The 22788-nt window shown below is 43.2% G+C and carries 16 protein-coding genes and 1 other RNA gene; 5 read left to right on the top strand and 12 right to left on the bottom strand.

Annotation, left to right across the window (positions count from 1 at the left end; all coding sequences use genetic code 11):
* The first annotated feature begins 49 nt into the window (after positions 1-49).
* Positions 50-943 (top strand): polyphosphate kinase 2 family protein, encoded by an 894-nt coding sequence (locus tag FWF39_RS06475; RefSeq protein WP_343382629.1) that lies wholly within the window; start codon positions 50-52, stop codon positions 941-943.
* A 116-nt stretch (positions 944-1059) separates the two neighbouring features.
* Here FWF39_RS06475 and FWF39_RS06470 read toward each other — a convergent pair whose 3' ends face one another.
* From FWF39_RS06470 to ppk1, 3 genes are read right to left on the bottom strand one after another with little or no spacing between them, the layout of a single operon-like run.
* On the bottom strand, positions 1060-2637 hold the full coding sequence (locus FWF39_RS06470; RefSeq protein ID WP_343382628.1) for a Ppx/GppA phosphatase family protein: 1578 nt from the start codon (positions 2635-2637) through the stop codon (positions 1060-1062).
* Positions 2628-4961: a YfcE family phosphodiesterase gene (locus tag FWF39_RS06465; protein WP_343382627.1), complete on the bottom strand. Its 2334-nt coding sequence runs from the start codon at positions 4959-4961 to the stop codon at positions 2628-2630. Before FWF39_RS06465 ends, FWF39_RS06470 begins: the two co-directional genes overlap by 10 nt.
* Positions 4924-7146 (bottom strand): polyphosphate kinase 1, encoded by a 2223-nt coding sequence (gene ppk1 / locus FWF39_RS06460; RefSeq protein WP_343382626.1) that lies wholly within the window; start codon positions 7144-7146, stop codon positions 4924-4926. Before ppk1 ends, FWF39_RS06465 begins: the two co-directional genes overlap by 38 nt.
* 263 nt (positions 7147-7409) lie before the next feature.
* On the opposite strand from ppk1, the gene FWF39_RS06455 reads away from it, so the two are divergent.
* Positions 7410-7916, top strand: coding sequence for a hypothetical protein (locus FWF39_RS06455; RefSeq protein WP_343382625.1), 507 nt, complete (start codon positions 7410-7412; stop codon positions 7914-7916).
* Positions 7917-8355: 439 nt separating this feature from the next.
* Here FWF39_RS06455 and FWF39_RS06450 read toward each other — a convergent pair whose 3' ends face one another.
* The 9 genes from FWF39_RS06450 to trpE form a co-directional block, all read right to left on the bottom strand.
* Entirely contained in the window at positions 8356-10383 is a 2028-nt protein-coding gene (locus tag FWF39_RS06450) for a fibronectin type III domain-containing protein (RefSeq protein WP_343382624.1), read from the bottom strand.
* Positions 10384-10863: 480 nt separating this feature from the next.
* On the bottom strand, positions 10864-11652 hold the full coding sequence (locus tag FWF39_RS06445) for a hypothetical protein (protein ID WP_343382623.1): 789 nt from the start codon (positions 11650-11652) through the stop codon (positions 10864-10866).
* A gap of 238 nt (positions 11653-11890) precedes the next feature.
* Positions 11891-12205: signal recognition particle sRNA (gene ffs, locus FWF39_RS06440), an RNA gene on the bottom strand.
* A gap of 57 nt (positions 12206-12262) precedes the next feature.
* Entirely contained in the window at positions 12263-13075 is an 813-nt protein-coding gene (gene trpA, locus FWF39_RS06435; RefSeq protein WP_343382622.1) for a tryptophan synthase subunit alpha, read from the bottom strand.
* On the bottom strand, positions 13072-14268 hold the full coding sequence (gene trpB, locus FWF39_RS06430) for a tryptophan synthase subunit beta (protein WP_343382621.1): 1197 nt from the start codon (positions 14266-14268) through the stop codon (positions 13072-13074). Before trpB ends, trpA begins: the two co-directional genes overlap by 4 nt.
* Positions 14265-15056, bottom strand: coding sequence for an indole-3-glycerol-phosphate synthase (locus FWF39_RS06425; protein WP_343382620.1), 792 nt, complete (start codon positions 15054-15056; stop codon positions 14265-14267). The genes trpB and FWF39_RS06425 overlap by 4 nt, the downstream gene beginning before the upstream one ends.
* A complete protein-coding gene (trpD, locus tag FWF39_RS06420; protein WP_343382619.1) occupies positions 15053-16108 on the bottom strand; it encodes an anthranilate phosphoribosyltransferase in 1056 nt (351 codons plus the stop codon). Before trpD ends, FWF39_RS06425 begins: the two co-directional genes overlap by 4 nt.
* Positions 16105-16692: an aminodeoxychorismate/anthranilate synthase component II gene (locus FWF39_RS06415; protein ID WP_343382618.1), complete on the bottom strand. Its 588-nt coding sequence runs from the start codon at positions 16690-16692 to the stop codon at positions 16105-16107. Before FWF39_RS06415 ends, trpD begins: the two co-directional genes overlap by 4 nt.
* Entirely contained in the window at positions 16689-17990 is a 1302-nt protein-coding gene (gene trpE / locus FWF39_RS06410) for an anthranilate synthase component I (protein WP_343382636.1), read from the bottom strand. Before trpE ends, FWF39_RS06415 begins: the two co-directional genes overlap by 4 nt.
* On the opposite strand from trpE, the gene FWF39_RS06405 reads away from it, so the two are divergent.
* The 3 genes from FWF39_RS06405 (at position 17952) to FWF39_RS06395 (ending at position 22657) form a co-directional block, all read left to right on the top strand.
* Positions 17952-18305 (top strand): hypothetical protein, encoded by a 354-nt coding sequence (locus FWF39_RS06405; protein WP_343382617.1) that lies wholly within the window; start codon positions 17952-17954, stop codon positions 18303-18305. The two genes, trpE and FWF39_RS06405, sit on opposite strands and share 39 nt — an antisense overlap.
* 58 nt (positions 18306-18363) lie before the next feature.
* Complete coding sequence (locus FWF39_RS06400; RefSeq protein WP_343382616.1) at positions 18364-20178, top strand: 4Fe-4S binding protein; 1815 nt, start codon at positions 18364-18366, stop codon at positions 20176-20178.
* Between the two features lie 1714 nt (positions 20179-21892).
* Positions 21893-22657, top strand: coding sequence for a hypothetical protein (locus FWF39_RS06395; protein ID WP_343382615.1), 765 nt, complete (start codon positions 21893-21895; stop codon positions 22655-22657).
* Positions 22658-22788: the final 131 nt, after the last annotated feature.

Below are 22788 nucleotides of genomic sequence, written 5' to 3'. Positions count from 1 at the left end.
TTCCACAGAAGTTATTAAGAACCCCCACTACATTCAAAGAGGCGATGTTATGTCTATAGGTACGCAAGACTTCAAAGTGCCTGCAGGAAAAACCATACGTCTCAAAGATTATGATTCTAATTGGCTACCAAAATGGGCAAAGCAGGAAAAATATAAAAAAACACTAAAACAGCAAGCGATAGATCTGCTTGAAGAAAATCGGCAAAAACTTGTAAGCGAACAGGAACTACTCTGGGCAAGCGACAGCTATGCCATGCTGATTATTCTACAAGGTATGGATGCGGCAGGTAAAGACAGCACCATTCGCCATGTCATGTCAGGAGTTAACCCGCAGGGTTGTCGAGTTACCAGTTTTAAAACGCCCTCCACAGAAGAACTTAAACATGATTTTTTGTGGCGGCACATAAAAGCGCTTCCGGAACGAGGAAGCATCGGCATCTTTAACCGATCCTACTACGAAGACGTACTAATTGTCAAGGTTCGCCCCGAAGTCTTTGCCAAACAAAAACTACCACCAATACAAGATGAGACACTATTTTGGGAGCAACGCTACGAAGACATAACGCTTCTTGAACGCCACCTTGTTCGAGGAGGAACATTGGTTCTCAAGTTTTATCTCCATATCTCAAAAAAAGAACAGAAAAAACGTCTGCTAAAACGCCTCGAAGACCCAGATAAAGCCTGGAAGTTTTCCATAACCGATCTGGAGGAACGTTCCAAATGGTCAGAGTACGAAAAAGCCTACGAAGAAATGCTAAACAAAACCAGCACAAAATGGGCACCATGGTACGTTATACCAGCAGACAGAAAATGGGTAGCACACGCTTTGATCGCAGAAGTTATCGCCTCAGAAATCGAAAAACTAGACTTAACATATCCAGTACTGAACAAAACACAAAAAGAAGAGCTGACCAAAGCTAAAGCTGAACTCGAAAAAGACTAACCGCAGGTTTAGTGTTAAGATAGTTCCTTGCTAATTTAACATCCATGTTGTATTATTGATGGAAAATTGGGCAGACAGGTAACCTAAATGGAATTAGCATGCCGCTTTTAGTTGAGTTAACCGGTCACTATACGTTGCACACTTAGCATCTTCTCAAACGCACCATAGAATGCTGGTTGATTCTGAATTATGCTCCACTCCTCTAAGCTACAGTCACTATCTGAGTAGAATTGTAAAACAACGCGATTTTTGCCTTCCCTGACAAACTCGACCTTTTTAACCAGTCCACAGTGACTTCGGTCTAGTTTCTCGGCAAGTCTCAAAAACGTTGAAAGCACCACAATGATCTCTTTGCTTTTTTCATCCATCCCCTCGGCTTTTAGAACTTTTTTTGTGGGAACCTTTTTGCGATGAAACTTTGCAATGTTTGCCATCAACTGGATTTCAGTTTTGTCAAAACCCGCAAGACCTGCGTTACAGATGATGTAGTGAGAATGCATGTGGTGGTCATCAAAGGAAAGAAAGTCACCGATGTCATGGAGCGATGCAGCATGTCTTAGCAGGTCGCGTTCTTTTAAGCCTAGATTGTGGAGGGCTATTGTTTTGGCGCTGTCAAAAAGCTCCAATGATAAATCAGCGACAGTTTGGGCGTGTTTTTCATCAAAGTTGCATGATCGGCCCAGATGGAGGATACTTTGGTTTCGTATGGGTTCTTTTTGGAGTTCGCGAAAGCCCTCAAAATTGGAGAGGTAGTCTACAAGAAGACCGTCACGAAGTTCTCTGGTGCTTATGCAGATTTCTTCTAAACCAAGCTCTTCCATGACAGCTTCGATTATTGCAGCACCAGCAACAATGATGTCGGCACGTTCGGGGTTTATAGCAGGTAGTTTTCTTCGCGTCTCAAGGGGTAACAAACACAGAACAACCGCCAGTTTTTTGAGGTTCTTTCGGGTCAAACTCAGCGTTTGGGTGTTGGAATTGGTTTTCTTAAACAGTTTGTTTGCGACTTCGGCTAGGTTAGTTATTGTGCCCGAAGAACCCCAGCCTAGTCGGACGCCATATTCCAAGATTTGGGGTTTGATTATGTTGATTTTGCTACAAGCGTATTGTCTTATTTTTTTGTAGAGACCAAAGTTTATGGGTGCAGTCCAACCTTCACCTATGAATTGAGCGGTTAATCGGATTGCACCTAAGCGCAGACTGTTAATGTAGAAGCACTCATGCTGGTTTCCGATGATAATCTCGGTACTGCCGCCGCCTAAATCGACAAACAACTCTTTTTTAGAGCCTATATCTATGCCGCTTGAAACTCCCAACCAGATGAGACGCGCTTCTTCCTCCCCCGAAATAACCCTAACAGTTAAACCGGTTTTTGTTTTGAGGTTTTCGAGAAACTCTGCTTGGTTGGTGGCTTCACGGATCGCAGAGGTCCCCACCGATATGATTTCAGTAGCACCATAGGTTCGGGCTAGAGCAGCAAATTTTTCACAGACAAATATAGCACGTTCCATCGCATCGGGCTTTAGAGTTTGATCGCTAAATTCGCCCTCGCCTAGGCGAACAATTTCTTTTTCGCGGCTTATAGTGGTGTAGGAAAAGTTGGGGTGGATCCTTGCTACTAGAAGACGTATGGCGTTTGTGCCAATATCAATAAAACCCACTACGGTTTCTGCGGTTTTCACGGTTAATTCCATATCAGCACGATTTCCTTTTTAAAGATTTTTTCAAATAACCCCTTCTTTTCATTGAACCGCGAAAGCTCCAACAACAGATCCAGCTTAGATTGGCATTCCACAACTACCGCTTTTGCGCTGGTTTTAACACTGAGCAGTTTAACACAACTTTCATGACGGCAATCAAGACTATCAGCTAAACGTAAAAGCGCGGCCAACACGCAGATAACATACATTGATTGGGAATCCAAAGAGCCCAAGTTGTAGTGTTTGGGGTTAGGTAAACCGCCGCGGTGGTATCTTGCGATACTAGCTATAATACGCCGCTCTTTGGAGGGCAGGGGCAACTGGGTGTCGTTTAGGATGAGCTGCATTGAGGTCTTATGATGCTTCTTACGGTCATTGGATAAGCCCACATCATGGAGCACCGCGGCACATTCAAGCCAGCAACGTTCCCGCTTACCTAGTTTATGAATGCCCGCTAATTCATCAAACAAGGTTAAGGCAAGGTTTGTGACCTGATGGCAGTGTTTAGTATCGGGCCAAAGAGCCACAGAAAACTTTTCGCAAGCCGCAACCACAGCACCACAGTTGAGGTTCAATACGGCCTTTTTTGCTTTATCTGCTTTGACCACCGCATCTATGGGTATACCGCATAGAAGCATTTGTGCAAAACTCTCAGGCAACCCCTCTTTGCGCATATCAGAGGCAGCGGCTTCCACATCATAGGACAACCTGATTAGTTCAACTTTAAGGGGGTTAAAACTCAAAAGGGCATAAGCGGTTTTGGGGTTTTTATCACCTGGTCGTCCGACGCTACCCGGGTTCACAAAAACAGTTGAGTCCACTTCACGCTGGAACGGTATATGGGAATGGCCCACCACCACAATATCGACTTGGGCTATCTTGGCTATGTGTTGTAGTTTTTTTTGGGATGTGTTGTGGGGGTAGAGGTGTTCATCGATCGATTGGGGGCTTCCATGCACCACTAAGAGGTGCTTGTCGGCTACTTTTAATTGAAGTTTTTGGGGCAACAAATTCAAATAGTGCACAGAGGTTTTGGAGAGATGTTTTTTTGTGTATTTGAAAGTTGTTTTCTTTGGGCCCTTTGCATCACAGTGGTTCTTTAGCATTGCTACATCATAGTTGCCAGCGATGCTCAATATGCCCTTTTCAGAGAGTAACTCTACAACCTCGTTGGGGCAGGCACCAAGCCCAACAGAATCTCCGGCGTTAACAAAAATTTCGGCGCCCCGCATCTGGGCGTCTTGGATAACTTTTTGCAGTGCCTGCAGGTTAGCATGGATATCAGATATCACCGCGATTTTAACATCCGGATTGGTCAGGGCGTGATAGGTTTTTTTCTGGGAGGTTATAGAGGGGCTCAGGCGGGTTTGGTTGGTAAGCTGATCAAAAAAACCGTTTTTCATTGATTGCGTCCAACACTCTACAAACTGTTGGTAAGAGTTTTTTCTTTTGTTTAAGATATATGTGGCAAAGATTTCAAGGGATTTATCAGACTCTGTAGGGTTTTTTGTTGTTTTGACGGGTTTTTTGTAGAGTTTTCGGTTGAACTCTTGGAGGCAGTTAAGCCAAACGTCGCAGTCATGTATCTCGCCCAAAGTATCTTGAAAAGTCTTAATCTGCTGAATTTCTGATTTGAATCTGTTTTCATAGAAGGGCGCAAAACATTCTAGAGTGTAGCGAAGTTTTTTGGCGTATATGCGCATCTGGTGATGACAACGCGGTTTGTTGGCGAGATACACATAGCGTTTTAGGGAGAGAAGATCAGCTAATTTGCGGTTTATGTTGTAATGCGCTATTTGAAGTACCAGTTCAAAATCAAAGGGTTCATCAGTCTGCTGTTGAACAACTAAATTTTCACAGCTTCGCCTGATTTCAGTTAATGTTTGAGAGGCTATGAGTTCCTCTAATCCTTGGATAACAGGGGTCTGTATGTTTTTTCGATGGGTTTTGTGTTTTTTTAGTAGTGTATTTAAGTTAGTGCTATCTACGGCGCTATCAAGTGTTTTTAGGTAGTTCTCTACAAAGTTGATTTGTACATCGAGGTCTCGTGCTTTGGAAAGCAGGCGAGTGATTTTTTTTATTTTTTTGTTCCAGGGTTGGTATTGTTTTTTGGAGAAACAGAATTCAAAAAAGGGCAACATGACTCTTAGTCGCCTAGAGTCCACCCGTAGTTTGTGGACATATTCGATATTTTGGTTATCTATAACTCCTTTGATCAGGTCATCAAAGGTCTCTGTGAGGTTTAGCAGAGTTTGGGCGCCAAAGCGGCAATAACTTGAGTTAACTATATAGGTTTGGGATGTAGGCGGCGTATTCATGCCATATGCCTCGGTTTTGGATTAGCCAGAATTGGGAATTAAGGCTTGTTTCCTCTGGTTTGGGGGTGATTCTTTGATAGGTGCCATCGACGAGGAGTTTTCGGGCTTTGATGTTGTCTTTTAGATGGATTTTTAGCATGTAATCAAAGATTATACGGCGGATTTGGGGATCAGGAACGCTGAAGAGAACCTCGACGCGTTGGTTTAGGTTGCGGAACATCATATCGGAGCTACCAATTAGCAGATCGCTTTGGCCGCCGTTTTCAAAGTAGTAGATGCGAGCATGTTCTAAAAAGCGTCCGACAATAGAGATTACTGAGATGTTGTCACTTATCTGGGGTATACCTGGGCGTAGAACACACAGAGCTCTGACGTTTAGTTCTATCTTAATACCGGCCATAGATGCCCGATAGAGGGCGTTAATTATGTCCTTATCTTCCAAATTGTTGAGTTTAAAGGCTAAGTAGCCCTGGCCGGTTTTTTGGTGCACCGATATTTCGCGGTCGATGCGGGATAGAATTTCGTTTTTGAGGCTCTTAGGGGCGACTAGGAAGTATTTGAAGGTTTTTTCTTGTAATCCGTTAATAATGCTGTTGAAGAGCTCTTCGAGTTCTAATCCGACTTCAGGGTTAGCGGTCAAGTAGCCGGTATCGCCATAGATTTTAGCGGTTATTGCATTATAGTTGCCTGAACCAATATGGGAGTAGCGCATCAGCCCTGTTTTTTCATGGCGGGTTATGAGGCAGAGTTTAGCGTGGACTTTTAGGTTGGGGAAGTTATAGACGGTTGTGACTCCGGCTTGTCTGAGTTTTGAGACCAGTAAAATATTGTTTTCTTCGTCAAACTTGGCTTTTAACTCGACTATGGCGGTTACTTTTTTGCCGTTTTGTGCAGCTTCTATTAGGGCCCCTACGATGGGTGAGTGAGCATCTACACGGTACATAGTGATGCAGATGTTTTTGACCCAGGGGTCTTGGGCGGCTTCTTTGAGTAAATCTATGATTATTTCAAATCCGTCGTAGGGGTGATAGAGTACAATATCGCGTTTAGCAATTGTTGTAAAGAGGTTTTTCTCCGGAGTTAATAGGGGTAAAATGGAGGGGAGAAATGTTTTGTCTTTTAAGTCGGGGCGAGCGATTTTGTAGAGTCCCCAAAGGTCCACTAGTCCAAGTGGGACGTCGTTTGTGTAGGTTAGGTGGTTGGGGAGGTTAAAATAATTCATTAGGGCTGTTTTTAGGGTGTTAGGGGTGTGGGCGTCAAATTCGAGTCGGCTGGGAAAACCGGTTTTTCTTTTGGTGAGGCTTTTTTGTACTGAGCCTAAAAAATCAGAGGATTCATCCATTATGATATCTATTTCAGCATTGCGGGTTAGTCTAAAGGGGTAGGGGGTTAGGGTTTGTTCATTTGGGAAAATTAAATCAAGACAATTGGCAGTGAGATCTTCTATGAAGATAAAGTTGTGCTCCAAGTTGAGGAGTTCGCGGTAGGGGCTTTGGGGGATTTTTAGGAGGCGCCCAAACTTTTTGGATGGTAGGGCTATTATGGAGTGTAGAGAGTTGTTTGCTGACTCTATGCATAGATAAATTTGCAGGTTTTCAATTAGAGGTGCCGCAGAGACGTCTTTGAACATTTTTATTTTTGGCAGGAGGTTGGTTTTAAAGTATTCTCGCAGGCTTTCTTGGGTTTTGTTGGGTAGATCAACATATTTTTGGATGGTTATGTTCTCTTTGGCTAAGGCGGGCAACAATTCGTTTTTCCAGCAGGCGGCATGTTGCTCAATTAGGAGAAGGATTTCTTTGCGGGTTGCTAAAATCTGCTCGTTGGCGCTCATTCCGTCTACGGAGCGGTCTTGGGAATTTTTGGCGATTTTTTTAAGTAAGCGGGCAATTCGGGTCATGAAAAACTCATCGAGGTTGCTTCCACAGATTGCTAGGAATTTGACGCGTTCAAGAAGTGGATGCCATTGGTCACGTGCTTCTTCGAGGATACGGGCATTAAAACCTATCCAACTGAGTTCCATGTTGATGTAGTAACTCGGATCATCTACTAGTTTTTTTTCTTGAATTCTATTAATACTTGTTTGGGAGTAGCTTGTGGTATTTAACGCGAGTGATCCGTCCCCTGTGTTTATGTTCTGATCAGGGTTATAAATAATAGTGGAAAAAGCAGTACAACAGCGACCCAAAGATCTAAGTAAACGATGTTTTGAGGGGTTTATAAAAAAGCCCTCAGCGTTTATGTTTCTCTAACAAACTATCAATGCCAATACTTTTCACTTTTTTTACAGAAAAGTTTTCGAATTCAAACAATTGCACCTTTTTATTCATTTAAGCACACCTAAAAGAATAACATATATAGAAACAGTTAAGGGCTTTGAAAATAAAAAACATAGCAGCACATAAAATACATAGGAAGAGTTAAATCAAGGCCGTTTCGTAATTAAATGACATGAACTCTCTCACCCTAAAAGAAAACGGGTTTAGCGGCTTCCTTCCCCTAAAAGAACTCCAACTAAGCAACCTCCCAAAAAACACAAACAGCATCATAGCCATAGCAGACACCGCCACAACAACAGACAAAACAAAACCAGACATCCTCTACATTGATAAAACCAAAAAACTCACAAAACGAATCTTTGGCGGTTACTTAGCAGGATATGGCGACAAAACAACCCGAAAAATACACACCACCCTCTTCAACGAAGGCTACATCGAAAAAACCGCCATAAGCTGGATGCTAACCGACAACCACAAAACCGCACAAAAAGCACTACTTGAAAACTTTAAAAAAGAACACGGAACCCTTCCCCCATGGAACACCGACAAAAAAACAACCAATGAACACAAAAAAGACACAAACCCCCAAATAAAAACAAAAACCCAAAAAACAAAACCCAACAAAACAAAAATCAAAAAAACACCACACACACTCAAATCCATAAAAAAAGCCACATAAAACTCAACTATAACCCAAATTTCAAACTAAATACCCGACTTTTCCCCTAATACTCAAAACTTTGCTAACAAGATTTAGTAGAATTTGGACACATCATTCATCTTGTGTAAAAACCAATGGCCAACTCAACAAACACTCAGCAACTTGGAAAACAGCATTATTTCTCCTTCAGCAACACATGACAGCTACAGACAAAAGAGAAACTAAACGCGTCCAAATTACCGAAATATAATGCAGTCAAAGTAGAGTCATATTTACATAAATATCTGTTAAGTACACTAACCACACAGGGTCAAAAACTACAAATCCATTGACACCCCTAACAACCGTCTAATCAGCTCAGAAAGCGCAACAACAAAACGTCAACCAATAACAATTCAGCCGCACTTAACAGTTGCAGTAGTCACTAAACTTGATAAAAATAAAAGGAGTAGGTGGTTTACCACACGATATTTTTGAGGATGAGAATCAAGTCTTCGATATCGATCCGGCCATCACCGTTAACATCAGCGCGTTTAGCAGTAGCCCAGTTAGCATCGCCTTCTTTTGCCATGAAGAACATTTGTGCAACAGTAAGATCGAGCTGATCCACAACACCATCGCGGTTAACATCATATACAGAGAAGTACTGACCAATCGTGGTTTGTACCAGATTGTTTACTATCAAAGAATCAATATAGACAGCCTTATCTGCATTATCATAACCGCTTAAGACAGCATCAACCAATCGAATCTCAGCAGTTCCAAGTAAATTGCTGTTTGATGCAAACACCATCTCAAATATATCTAAAGCACCAGTGCTACTTATGCCGCCATTAAGATTGACTAAAACAACGCGGCCCATCCAGACGTCATTGCCAAGAGAGGTCCATTCAACACCACCAAGAACCTCAAAACCATTAAGACCAGTGAAAGATTTACCGTTAAAGTATGCACCATCGACTTCAAATTTCAGGGTCACTGTAGCAAGTTTATCTACACCACTAACAGAAACAATATAGTCAGCATCATTACCAACTACAATATCTGCAACACCGCTTAGAGTAACAACTGCTGGTGCTGATTTTATAACGGTGTAGGTATCAAAAGATTCCATGGTGTCTGTGCGGTAGGTGTTAAAGGTTACACTATTAGCTGTAACATCGATCACAGTAAACTGTGGGACTTTGTATTGGATACCGATATTTGTGTACCAAGGTTTACCAGTTAAAGTGCCGCTAAAGGGTGTTGCTGCTTCATAGTACAGACCCTCAATACTTGTTACCCAAGCGGGGCTGGCGGGTGCACTTGTACGAAAGTCATAGTATTTCAAGCCGCTACCGGTGCTCATTGTGATGTAGAGGGTTCCTTGGGGGTTTGTGACGCTATTTGCTGAGTAGTCAACATCTTCTACTTTTGCGTGGTCTTGGATAAACCAGCTACGTGAGTATATGTGGTCATGCCCTGCTAGTACAAAGTCTACGTTGTATTTGTCCATTAGAGCCTCAATTTCAGGGGTCCAAACTAGTACATCGGAATCGGTTTGGTGGGAGGCTGGTGATGCGGTAGATTTGTGGTGTTGGACAAAAATCCAGCTAACATCGGGGTTGGCTTCGGTTGCTGCTTTTAGAGTAGCATCAAAAGCGGAAATATAGTTATTGATAGTTGATGCTGAAGGTGAGGGCGAGGTGTTTAGGACTACAAATAATGCGTTGTTGTAGGTGTACCAGTAATTACCAAAAGCGCTACCAGGGGTTTCGTTTGGTACGTTGAAGTGCCAGCCAAAGTTGCCAGCTGTGCCTTCATGGTTGCCTACTACGGGTGCAACTGGTAAACTGCTCAGGCAGTTAGGTTCAAAGTAGTAGGTGTATTGAATTTCGCTGTTGCTTGTGTCTATTTGGTCACCAGTGCCGGCCATGAAACTTACGTCAGGGAAGTATTGGCTTATGAGGTCTAAGGTGTTTGCCCAGCCTGCGCGTGTGGTTGTTGTGCGATCAGCGGAGTGGATGCTGTCTGAGTCTTGGTTACCGGTGGTGAGTTGTGGATCACCCACAGCGATGAACTGGAAGTCGTCGGTTCCACCCGTTTTAAAGGTGTAAATTTTGCTATATGTTGTGGCGTCGTTGGATACACGATAAACATATTGAGTGTTAGGTTCAAGGCCTGTGACACCGGCTTTGTGGTAGCTTTTACCAGCAGAAGCATCTCCAACAGTACCATAGACAGTTATGGCTTTGTCTTCAGGAAAATTACCGTTGATCATGTCAACTTTTTTGGCTATCTGTACAGTAGATGCGGCATTATCTGTTTGATCGCTGTACCAGTTAAAATTGATATCACGTGCAGTTGAGCCGGGTTGCAGAGTAATTGTTTCTGCTACAAAACCAGGTTCAGCTGCAACGACCATATTGACTGACAATATGCTAAAAACAATGCACAAAGTCAATGCAATAGATACAAATTTTTTATAGTTTGCATAGTTAGTCATTTTTAGCTTACCCATTACATTTTAAGAAAGCAAACGCTTTCTAAGGAGCAGAACCAAAATCCAAGATATAAAAAACACGCCAATAAACCAAATAGCAATATAATCTCCATAGTAACCTATCAAAAATATATAGATAATAAGTAAAATAAACAAAACAACACCCACACACATACAACCAATATAATCAACCAAAAACAGATATGTACTCAACAACTATATATCAAGTTTTAATTACAAAAAGCAAGAGACGGTTATTTAAGAACTCACTCAGCCACACAGAGAGAAATTCAAACAACAAAACAAAATCACCCCCTCCTGTAAAGGCACAACCAACTCATGAAAACAAAAACCAACTCCCTTAAAACTAAGCAACGCACATAACCAACAACAACAGAACGCCACCGCCAACACCACAACACCACCACACAAGACAAAAAAAACAGCCACCAACCAAAATAACCAAAAAGATTATGGGTTAGCTTATTTGAGGACGCTCCGCTTTTTCATAATAACAAAAACACCAGCACCAAAAGCCACAACAAACAAACACACAAGAACAACCCAAAAACCAACTGGCAACCAAGAACCCTCAGAAGCACCTCTCAACAAATTCTGGGCACCACCTAACGAAGCATCAGCAACATCACCTACCGACGAAACCTTATCATCAACCAACAAAGCACCACCACTACCACCATCACTAACATCACCTACCGACGAAACCTTATCATCAACCAACAAAGCACCACCACTACCACCATCACCACCGCCTACCGACGAAACTTCAAGGACCTTTCCAGAAGATACTTTGATTTCAACAGGGGCAAGAAACTCGTTACGTGTCGCACCACCATCATCAACAATTTGTACCAATTTGATCTCGGTCAGGGTTATTTGTTGAGGATCATCAGTTAAACAATTAAAAACAAGATAGCCCACATCCAGTTTGCCATCTTTTGGTACATACAAATTATCTGCATTATAAAAGCCCAAACAGGCATAGCCATTTTTTACCACCACAGGCGTAGTTAAAGCAGAATAAACCGTTGCTGATTTTTCGTAAGAAACAAATTCGAGACCAGCAGAATATTCAAAAACAAACTGGGCCCCCGCAATAACATAAGACAAATCAACAACTAAAGGCACACGTACTTGACAATCATTAAGAACAGCCCCAAACGAAACAGGAACAACAACCAGTGACAAAAAAACAGCCAACACCAAAACAATAGACACTACTTGACCGACATTTTTTTTATAGTTTTTCATATTCTATCTCCTTTGCAAGAATAACCTACATTTTTGATATTTGAGCGGGCGAACTTTTGGCAAAGTACAACCACTCAAAATGTTCTCACTAAAAAGCAAACTATAAATATTAAGCCAATAGAATCAATATCAATACTTCTACTATATATACTACATAAAAAACAGATAAACTAAATAAATTAAAAATAAACCATTCAGACCACTATCAGGCAGATACACAGTTAAAAACAAGAAATAGCGATGGACCACTCCGGTTTGTCGCCCAGACTCCGCCTGAATACCTCAAACCCTACACTCTTACCCGCACCCCTTTGAGCGCATAACGTCCAAACTTAGGTTGCTCTCTCCCGAGCCTAGCCGGGTTCGCCTGCTAAACAACGAAACAGTTCCCCTACGGAAACCGCCCGTTGACCGCCAGCCCCAAAGGACGGATAGTCACTGGTTCGGAAATGAAGATCCAAGCGGCCTTTGACGCCTCAGCCGTAGATGTCGGCCCGTCATGTAGGGGATTTACGGTACAATGGACCCCTAACCCACCGCCTAAGATCCATCGCCGCAGATAGGAAGACATATCCAACTATAAAACTTATCCAAAAAAGAAGAGAAAAAATTAGAATTTCGTCGCAGATTTCAATTCCACAGCAACTCTTTGAAGCTCTACAAGAGCAACAGAAAAGTTTTGGGTGTTAGCCTTGATGATATTTATGAAGGCACTCCCCACAATCGCAGCATCCGCACCCGCCGCAATAACTTGGCGGACATGCTCAGGTTTAGATATACCAAACCCCACTGCCAACGGAACCTTATTTGCGGTATAGGGTTGCACATGTTTAATGAGCTGAACGGTGGAATCAGTTACGGCACTTTGGGCACCTGTAACGCCAAACCGCGATACCAAGTAGAGAAAACCCGAAGAAGCAACAACAATTTTTTTGAGACGCTCATCCGATGTGGCTGGTGCCGCAAGAAAAATTGTATCTAAGTCATGGGTTTTTGCAACGGTTTGGTAGTCAGTAGCTTCTTCAACAGGCAAGTCAGGCACGATAAAGCCATCTATACCGGCTGTTTTAGCTTGACTAAGAAAACTATCAACCCCTAAATGAAACACGGGGTTGTAGTAGGTCATCACAACTATGGGTGTGTTGGTGTGTTCTGATTTGATTTGCCGTGCTATATCTATCACTTTTAGGGGAGTGGTACCGGCGTTGAGTGCTCGAAGACTTGCTTCTTGGATGGTGGGTCCATCAGCGATGGGATCAGAGAAGGGTAAACCCAGTTCAAGTATGTCTACACCGCCCCGGATCAATGCATCTGCAATTTTGGGGGTCTGTTCGGGTGTTGGGTCGCCTGCGGTGATGTAGCCGATGAGTAGGCCTTCATGGTTTTCTTTTGCCTTTTGGAACTTTTCTTTTATGGCGGTCATATTGGTACACCTGTGTATTTTGCGATTGTTTCTACGTCTTTGTCTCCTCGTCCGGAGAGGGTGACAATAATTGTTTGATCTTTGCTCATTTGGGGAGCTAGTTTCATAGCATAGGCCACCGCATGGGAAGACTCCAATGCTGGGAGAATGCCTTCGGTTTTGCTGAGCATCAAAAATGCGTCAACGGCTTCTTTGTCATTGACGGCAACATATTCGGCTCGTTTAATGGTTTTAAGAAATGAATGCTCAGGTCCAACGCCGGGGTAGTCAAGTCCAGCTGAGATGCTTGTGGTGTTTTCGATTTGGCCGTTTTTGTCTTGGATGATGTAGGTGTACATGCCATGGAAGATGCCTTCTTGGCCGGCGGATAGTGTTGCGGCATGTTTACCTGATGCAATGCCTTCGCCTGCGGCTTCGACACCGTAGAGTTTTACGTCGGGGTCATCTTCGAAGGGGTAGAATGTGCCCATTGCATTAGAACCTCCGCCTACACATGCAACCAGTGCGTCGGGTAATTTGCCTGTGGTGGTTGTGAATTGTTGTTTGATTTCTTTGCCAATCACGCTTTGGAAGTCTCGTACCATCATGGGGTAGGGGTGGGGTCCCATGGTGGAGCCTATGAGGTAGTATGTGGATTTGAGGTTGGTTACCCAGTCGCGAAATGCTTCATTTATGGCGTCTTTGAGGGTTTTGGAGCCTGATTCGACTGGGTGAACTTCGGCGTCGAGGAGTTTCATGCGAAATACGTTTAGCCTTTGGCGTTCACAATCATCTGTGCCCATGTACACAATGGCTTTGAGTCCCAGTGCGGCACATGCGATGGCGGTGGCAACGCCGTGCTGTCCTGCGCCGGTTTCTGCGATGACGCGTGTTTTGCCCATTTGTTTTGCTAGGAGGGCTTGTCCTAGGGTATTGTTGATTTTGTGGGCGCCGCCATGGGCGAGGTCTTCGCGTTTAAGATAGATTTTTGCTCCGCCCATTTTGCGGGTAAGGTTTTCTGCATAGTAGAGTGCTGTGGGTCGGCCGGCAAATGTTGTTAGGTAGTAGTCGAGTTGGCTCTGAAATGTGGGATCGGTTTTGGCCTTGTTGTAGGCTTTTTCAAGTTCTACTATGGCTTCCATTAGGACTTCGGGAACGAATTGTCCACCGTATTTACCGTATTTTCCGTCCACGGGGTAGTTGCTTAATTTCATGCTTTAACAAACTCCTTAACTTTGGATTTGACATCGTTGGTTAACATGATGCTTGAGCCTATCAGGAAAGCATCTGCACCGTAGCTGCGCAGAAACTGCAGATCAGCAACGGTTTGGATTCCGCTTTCACTTATGATTGGCTTTTGGGGTTTTTTATGTTTTTCAAGAATTTGCTGGGTGACCTCTAGGTTGATTTTTAGGGTTGCGAGGTCACGGTTATTTATGCCGATGAGATCGGCTTGGGTTTGGGTTGCACGGAGAAACTCAGCTTCGCTATGTGTCTCTAGCAGAACCTCAAGATCCTTAGCATGGGCATATTCTATAAGTTCGTGAATAGTTATTTGGCCGTATCCTCGCTCAAGAAGGGCTTGAATTAACAAAATGGCGTCAGCGCCTAGGTTTGCGGCGGCGTCAATTTGGAGGGGGCTTAAAATGATGTCTTTCATGAGCAGGGGTAACTTTGTGGCTTGGCGGGTTTGGGTGAGATTAGTTAGGGTGCCGTGGAAGTGTTTGGGTTCAGTTAGAATGGATATACCCACTGCGCCGCCTTGTTGCATGTCTTGTGCGAGTTGGGTTGCATCGATGTTGGTTCGTATGATTCCTGCGGAGGGGGAAGCGGGTTTGATTTCGGTTATAATGGGGTTGGTTTTGCAGGTTTGGATTGCGTTTTTTAGGCTGATTTTTTGGTGGTTTTGGTTGTTGGGTAAATTTTGATAGCTGTAAGAGTAGTATCCGCTTTTTATGGTGGTTTTTGCGTCTTTTGCGAGGGTGTCAAAAAAGTCGGTCATTGTTGGTTTGTCTCCAGGGTTTCGAGGGGTTCTAAATTGCCGCCGGATGTTTTTATCAGTTCTCTGAGTTTTTTGTAGGCGGCACCGCTCTCTATGGAGGTGTTGGCTAATTCAAGGGCTTCTTGGAAGCTGTTGGCTTTGCCTCCGATTAAAATGCCGGCGGCACTGTTAACCAAAACAACATCGCGTTTGGCATCTGTTGTTTTGTTGTTTAGAATGTTAAAGAGAATTTCTGCGTTTTCCTTAACTGAGGGACAATACAGTTCAGTTATATCTGCTTTTTTGACTCCAAAGTCAGAGGGAGAAAATATAGTTTGGGTTGTTTGTTTGTTTTTTAGGTGAACGATGAGAGTTTTGCCTATGGTGGAGATTTCGTCAAGGCCGTCTATTCCATGTACGACCATTGCTTCATCACAGCCCAGTTTTTGCAGGGCATGGGTTATGGGAGTTACTAGTTTTTGGTCATAGACACCTAGTAGTTGTGCGCTGGCGCTGGCGGGGTTTGTTAGGGGGCCTAGAAGGTTGAAGACTGTGCGGACGCCGATTTCGCGGCGGGTTTCCATGGCGTATTTCATGGCGGGGTGAAAGGCGGGTGCGAACATGAAGCCCACTCCTATTTGTTCGATGAGGGTTTGAACGGTTTGGGGTTCGGTTGTGAGGTTTAGGCCTAGTTTTTCAAGTACATCGGCGCTACCGCTTTTGCTTGTGACTGAACGGTTGCCATGTTTTGCTACTGCAACCCCTGCACCTGCGATAACAAATGCGGCGGTGGTGCTGACGTTGAAGGTTTTGAGTGTGTCGCCACCGGTGCCGCAGGTATCGACTAATCGACCCTGTACTTTGGGGTGGATTTGGTGGCAGTGATTGCGCATAACGGATGCAAATGCGATGAGTTCTTCAACTGATTCGCCTTTTATGCGCAGGCCAGTTAGAAATGCGGCTGTTTGGGCGTTGGTGGCTTTGCCGGACATAACCTCGGTCATAACGGTGCAGGATTCTTCGTAGGTGAGATTGGTGCCGTCGATGAGTTTTTGGATGCCTTCTCGGATCATGGGTTAGTAGTCTCCAAAAAATTTTGGATGATTTGTTTCCCATCTTTTGAGAGGATGCTCTCAGGGTGGAATTGGACGCCATAGATGGGGTATTGTTTGTGGCGTATGCCCATGATTTCTCCGTCGTCAAGGGCTTCGGCAGTGATTTGCAAACACTCAGGGAGGGAGCATCGTTCGCCTGCTAGTGAGTGGTAGCGGGTAGCGCTGAAGGGGTTTTGGATGTTTCTGAAGAGGTTTTTTTCGTTGTGGTGTATGGGGCAGGTTTTGCCGTGCATTAGTTTTTTGGCGGGAACCACTTTGCCGCCATAGACAGAGATGATACCTTGATGGCCTAGACATACACCTAAGGTAGGGATGGTGGGGCTGAGGTTTAGCAGAATAGCTTTGCATACGCCAAAGAATTTTTCGTCTTGGGGGTTGCCGGGTCCGGGTGAGAGGACGACGCGATCGGGTTTGAGGTCAGCAACCTGTTTGAGGGTGATTTGGTCGTTTCGATAAACCACTACTTCTGCGCCCAGCTCGCCTATGTATTGGACAAGGTTGTAGACAAAACTGTCATAGTTATCAATTATTAAGACCTTCATTTTGTTCGCTCTCCAGTAGCAGTGGCGGCATGTTCGAGGGCTTTTATGAGGGCTTTGGCTTTGTGGTCAGTTTCAAACCACTCTTTTTCAGGATCAGAATCGGCGACTATGCCGGCGCCGGATTGAATATAGGCGGTGTTACCCTCTGCAAAGAGGGTTCGAATGGTTATGGCAAAATCGGCGTTGCCGTTACAGCTAAAGTAGCCTACTGCGCCGGCGTAGGGTCCGCGATGTGAGGGTTCGAGTTCTTCAATGATTTCCATGGCTCTGACTTTGGGTGCGCCTGAAACTGTGCCGGCGGGGAATACGGCTTTTAGGGCCTCAAAGCTGTCCAGGTTATCTTTTAATTCGCCTGTTACTTGGGAGACGATATGTTGGACATGGCTGAATTGGTGGATTTGCATAAATTCGGGCACCTCTACGGTGCCGTATTTGCTGATTTTTCCGATGTCGTTTCGTGCTAGATCGACTAGCATTATGTGTTCAGCATGTTCTTTGGGGTCGGAGAGGAGTTCTTGGCCTAGGCGTTTGTTCTCTTCAGGGTTTGGGGTGTAGGGGGTAGTTCCGGCGATGGGAAAGGTTATGACTTTGCGATTATCGATGCGGACCAGCATCTCAGGGCTGGCGCCGATGATTTGGCGGTTACCTGTTTTGTAGTAGAACATATAGGGGGAGGGGTTGATTTGGCGCAGGCTTCTATAGAAGCCCAGCAGACTACCGCTGTATTGGAATTTGAAGCGTTTGGAGAGAACTACTTGGAAGATGTCGCCGTTGGTAATGTATTGTTTGGCTTTTTTGACGGCTTGCTCAAAATTTGCTTTGGAGGTTTCAGCTATGGGTTCAGTATAGCTGAAGGTTTCCTCTTCTTCTTTTTGGGTTGGTTGTTTTAGTAGGGTTTCGATTTCGTTTAGGCGGGTTTGGTTTCGGTAGTAATAGTAGGCTTGGTTTATGGTGTGGTCAAATACGATGCCGTCTTCGAAAATGCCTAGTTCTATGTCAGGGAAATTTAGGGTGTCAGGTTTTGTGCTGGGCAGGTTTTCGATGTAGCGTATGGCATCGTAGCTGATGTAGCCTAATGCTCCGCCGACGAATCGGAAATTTACCATGTCGTTTTGGTAGGGTAGGAGGTGTTGATAGATAAGGTTGAGGGGGTCTGGGGTTTGGTGTGTGGTGACTTTTTGGGTTTGGGTGTTGGTGATGGTTACGGTTTTGTTTTTGGCGGTTATGGTTGTTTTTGGGTCAAATCCTAGGAAGCTAAATTGGGCGAGTTTTTGTGGACCTTGGATGGATTCGAGGATGTAGGCGGTCGGGTATTTTTGGTGGAGTTTTGCGTAGATTTCTATAGGCTGGTTTGTGTAGTTGAATTTAACATAGTTGAGTGGTTTGATGGTTGTGGTGTCGGTTTTTTGTGTGCCAAAGGCGATTCCCCATTTTTATCATTCTCCAACAGTTCACAACCATACAATAATGCAATATTTAAGGCTTATCTGTACATAAATGTACAAGAAGTCAGGGAAACAACAACAACCCAACAAATAAAAACCAAACACACAATACACATATCACCAACAACAACCCGCATAATACCAAACAACAAACAATACAGCACCTAAATGCCTGCTGTGCAACAAAGAGCGTTGCACAAAAATATTTAAGGCAACAAGCAGATAATTGAGACATGCTATCAATGCAACAGATAACCGCAAACGTGGGAGATGCATGATGCACAAACTCTCCAAGTGCGCCCTCGTATCTGTTGCAGTCATTCTCACACTCACAATCGGCAGTTTATACTCAGCAACTGCAACCGGATCACCAAACATAAATTTGAACATGTCAAATGAGGAAAGACCTCAGCAGACAGCATTAAACAATTTCAAAGATACAACAACATCAACAACAATACAGACCGTTTCAGATGAGCAAAACGTGATTACTTTGGAGTCAATGCCATGCTTTGGCCCGGAGATGATTGCAAATGTAGACAAAACGGCTATAGAAATTAACCAAACCGTAACCATAACTGGAAAAATTCATCCCATCGAAAAAAACGCTTCTGTTAGAATTTGTGCAATTAGACCAAATTACAGTTGGATCGAAGATTATGTGCCTACCGATCCCCAAACAGGCGAATTCAACTACACCATGGCATTGGATATGGTGGGATTTTGGAATCTATGCGTCAGCAACATTCACATAAGCGACAGAATGTTTGTTGAAGTAAGCGATCCCGCGGGAAATGAAACAATACCTGACAATGTCATAAATCCTTGGAACGCCAACTTTTTAATGCTAGCAACCGCGGTAGGCTTAGTGCTTATTGGAATCATATTTGCCATAACAGGAATAAAAAAGAAGACACGCAGAATCAGCTCCCTGAGAATTTGCGTTCTAATTTTTCTAGTATTTCTAATATATACAGGCACCTTTATTGATCACCAATCAGTCCCACGCCCCGTCAGACAAGTTGTTGTACATGAATTACTAATAGGCACCAACGTTTTTGGTGTCGCCATGCCAGAAGGACTACCCATGCCCTTTCTTGCATGCTATTTCCCATGCGGACGAACAGTAACCTGCGCACTCTGGGAGATGCAGACCTATATTTACCCCTTCCTAGAAGGCAGTCATGGCTGGGGAGTATATTATAACACCTCAGGCGCAGTACGTTTAGCCATAGTTGTAGGCGTATTAATTTTAGCATCTCTGCTCCTTGGCCGAATGTGGTGCGGCTGGGTATGTCCATTTGGATTATATTTGGATGCAGTGTCATATTTTAGAAAACGCCTAAAAATCAGACATATTAAACTCTCAAACCGCGTAAACAGCTCACTGCATCAACTCAGCTATGTCATATTAGCGGTAACGCTGATCCTAGGAGTACTTTTTGCAGCATACACCATCTCAGGCACACAACTTATTCCAGGAACCGAAGAAGGCGGATTTGTCTACAGCTACTTTGCAGCACCATTCTGCGCCGTATGCCCCATGAAACCATTATGTATACTTATAGAAAACCAAGCAGGCCTACTCCAAACCAACTGGGTATTTAACGCAACAGGCGACTTCTACCACCTAGGCAGGTATCTCACATCAATAAACCTAATTATGCTACTAATGGTTACAGTAATAGCCTTATTTGTCAAACGTGCATGGTGCAGAATCTGTCCCCTAGGTGGCTTAGCAGGATTTTTCAGCAAAACCCCACCCTTCAAATGGATCACACTGGTACGGATAGATAAAACCAAAGAAAAATGCACCAAATGCGGCATCTGCAAACGCTCCTGCCCCATGCAAGTCAAAGAAGTCTACGAAAAAGACCAAGGAGATATCATGACCCCCCGATGCATCGGATGTCTGCACTGCATAGAAATGTGCCCCTACAAAGACGCCCTGCAATTCAAATTCGCCGGCAAAACAATATGCCGCTCCCAAGACTGGCTATCAGACAAACCCAAAACAGAAAAAGAAGAAGACAACTGGTAAAAAACACCAAACACACCACCCAACAATAAGATAACCGCCCAACAAACAAGGCTAAAACGGAAGACAGCACAACAGCGACAGTTGAGCAAAATAGAACAACACAATTTTGAGCGCTTAGATACAGCAAGCATTTGTGAGATAGAGTGCTCAAGGGTCACATGTAGTTTAGTAAGAAGGTTAGCAGAAATCCAACAACCTCTGTGCATACCAATAAACAAGTCTTCGCAATCCAAGAAATCGCAAAAACCCACGCATATACAGTCAATATTCTATCCAAACAGGGGTAAGAAACCACCCGTAAAAGTTAACCAGTTGGATTACGCATATGTGACTGCTTCATAGACTTCGTGCGTTTATAACCTCGGCCAGCAATAAAAAACACAGCTACCAAAAGGGCAGATACAACCACTATGTAACGTGTGAAGTAAAAGTTGGGGAAAAAGTCTTGCGGCCAATACAAATACCAATAGTCACCCTCTACCACAGTAGAGGGCCAGAGTTGAATTAAATTTACAAATGTAAACCAGATAAATATAATGGAACTTTGTAATAGAGCAACATTTAGAACCCGTACAACAGTAATTTTTCTAAATTGACCTATATAGGCCACATACAACAACGCAAACGCAACCAAGTAAATACAAACAGCAACCGTGCATACAAGAGACGGGGAAATAAGGAAAAACAAGATAGTATCCATATGCACATAAACTATAATTAAGTAACTTGCTACCGTCAGCAACAACATAGCCAGACATTTAAGCTTCAGATTCACCACTATAGCTCCTGCTTATTGGTTATTTTTTCACTTCATCGCTTATTAAAAGTTCCAATTTCCAAGCAAGGTAACAATAGAGAACAAAACAAAACCGCTAGAAGATAACATAAGAAGAAATAGCAACATATGAGTTTGTTCATAGGGGTTGACAATTTATAGTTTGATATACCCAAGCAGGTTTGTATTTACATCTGATGTGAACACAAAAAAAGAACAAACAAAAGTCAACACATCTACCTAACAAACCAACCCATACAAACACCCAATTGACTTGATTTGCAACCTTTGTTTTCCACAAAGCACATAAAAACAACCAGATTTTACATATTAGCCAATTACCATCGGGAAGTATAATAAATAATTAAACAAAAAGTAATTAAACACATGTTTAAAAAGTGAGAGAAATTAATATAGGGTACAACCATTAAGAAGAAGGAAGTGGAAACTATATGAGTAAACGGTCAACTATACTAGATATGGTTTTTCACCGCTGGGTTTTTGCAGTGATATTGTTTTTGTATATAGCAGTAGTAATTGTTGATTATATTGTTGATATTTTGCCACCATTGTGGGGTATGTTCTTGATTGTACCAGTTTTGTTTTTTGGGTTAATTGGCTACTTAGTGGACGAAGCAAGATAATAGAGCTATTTTGGAGGCTGATTTAGACCCCGTAAAATAAAGTAACCATTTTTTACAAAACGGGATTTTAGGAACATTTTAGAGGCAAAACATTCCCCCATAAAGAGAGGAAAAAGGCAACAAGTTCGAGAAAAGTTATTAATGCATAACAGGTGTATAGTGGGCAGGTATTCAGTTCAGTGGAAGGTTTATGGGCAATAGTGCAAGGTTATTGCATTATTAGTGCAACATTATCGTTGCAGGATTTATAGACCTTACCTGAGCTAAACACATCAATAACCAAGAGATCATCTGTATGGGCAGAAATATTAAAGTCAAGGCCAAGCGGCATGTTTCTCGCAGAACTGCACTATTGATGGTTTCTTTATTGCTTGTGCTGGTGGTTTTTTCAGTGGCGTTTTATGGGTTGATTATGGGAAATGGAGAGAGTTTCTATGTGGAGCCAGAGTATACATTACCTGTCTTGGATGGTGCGGTATATGTTAAAGATGAAGTTGGACTCAGGAGTGCTATTGATGAGGCAGTTGACAAATCGGTTGTTATTGTTCTTACAGAGGATGTTTATCTTGAAGAGTCTGCGCTCAATATTTCTGATGGAGCAAATATCACTTTAACAATTGAAAATAAAGGTAAAAGTTACAAAATTTTTGGTGCCGCTGATAGTAGCACTATTGTTGTTGAGGAGGGGGGAATGTTGGAGCTCTATGGCGTTATTGTAACTCATTTAAACAGCTCTACTAGAGGTACGGGTGTTATTGTTAATTTGGGTGGCACATTTATCATGTATAGTGGTGAGATTTCAGGCAACACAATTAAAGATGGGGGCGGCGTGTACAATCGAGGCACCTTTAAAATTTATGGAGGCAAAATTTGGGGTAACAAAGCTACCAATTTTGGCGGTGGTGTATACAACGTTGGTCTTTTTGAATTGCATGAGGGCATAATTACTGAAAACCTCGCTGATTTTGGGGGCGGAGTCTACAACCGCGGTACCTTTAACAGAATACATGGTTTACTGGATAACAATAAGGCAACCTCAAGAGGCTTTAATGTATACTGATAAAAAATGGAGAGTGTTCACCTAAAGATATACATCATTTGATTTTGCCATTGTTGAAAAATTTCAGGCATAGTCAAAGCACACCACAAACGAATAGTTAAATCCACCATAACAGAACTCTTAGACACAAC

This window comes from Candidatus Bathycorpusculum sp. (assembly GCF_009778815.1).
GTDB classification, from domain to species: Archaea; Thermoproteota; Bathyarchaeia; order Bathyarchaeales; family Bathycorpusculaceae; genus Bathycorpusculum; species Bathycorpusculum hydrogenotrophicum.
The sequence above is the reverse complement of the archived record's forward strand: the minus strand, read 5'-3'. Positions and strand labels throughout refer to the sequence as shown.

Excerpts from the sequence above, each read along its gene's own strand:
- trpB (WP_343382621.1), bottom strand. The coding sequence starts at position 14,268 with ATGAAATTAAGCAACTACCCCGTGGACGGAAAATACGGTAAATACGGT.
- trpD (WP_343382619.1), bottom strand. The coding sequence starts at position 16,108 with ATGATCCGAGAAGGCATCCAAAAACTCATCGACGGCACCAATCTCACC.
- FWF39_RS06425 (WP_343382620.1), bottom strand. The coding sequence starts at position 15,056 with ATGACCGACTTTTTTGACACCCTCGCAAAAGACGCAAAAACCACCATA.
- FWF39_RS06445 (WP_343382623.1), bottom strand. The coding sequence starts at position 11,652 with ATGAAAAACTATAAAAAAAATGTCGGTCAAGTAGTGTCTATTGTTTTG.
- FWF39_RS06450 (WP_343382624.1), bottom strand. The coding sequence starts at position 10,383 with ATGACTAACTATGCAAACTATAAAAAATTTGTATCTATTGCATTGACT.
- FWF39_RS06465 (WP_343382627.1), bottom strand. The coding sequence starts at position 4,961 with ATGAATACGCCGCCTACATCCCAAACCTATATAGTTAACTCAAGTTAT.
- FWF39_RS06415 (WP_343382618.1), bottom strand. The coding sequence starts at position 16,692 with ATGAAGGTCTTAATAATTGATAACTATGACAGTTTTGTCTACAACCTT.
- FWF39_RS06395 (WP_343382615.1), top strand. The coding sequence starts at position 21,893 with ATGGGCAGAAATATTAAAGTCAAGGCCAAGCGGCATGTTTCTCGCAGA.
- FWF39_RS06455 (WP_343382625.1), top strand. The coding sequence starts at position 7,410 with ATGAACTCTCTCACCCTAAAAGAAAACGGGTTTAGCGGCTTCCTTCCC.
- FWF39_RS06475 (WP_343382629.1), top strand. The coding sequence starts at position 50 with ATGTCTATAGGTACGCAAGACTTCAAAGTGCCTGCAGGAAAAACCATA.
- trpA (WP_343382622.1), bottom strand. The coding sequence starts at position 13,075 with ATGACCGCCATAAAAGAAAAGTTCCAAAAGGCAAAAGAAAACCATGAA.
- FWF39_RS06470 (WP_343382628.1), bottom strand. The coding sequence starts at position 2,637 with ATGGAATTAACCGTGAAAACCGCAGAAACCGTAGTGGGTTTTATTGAT.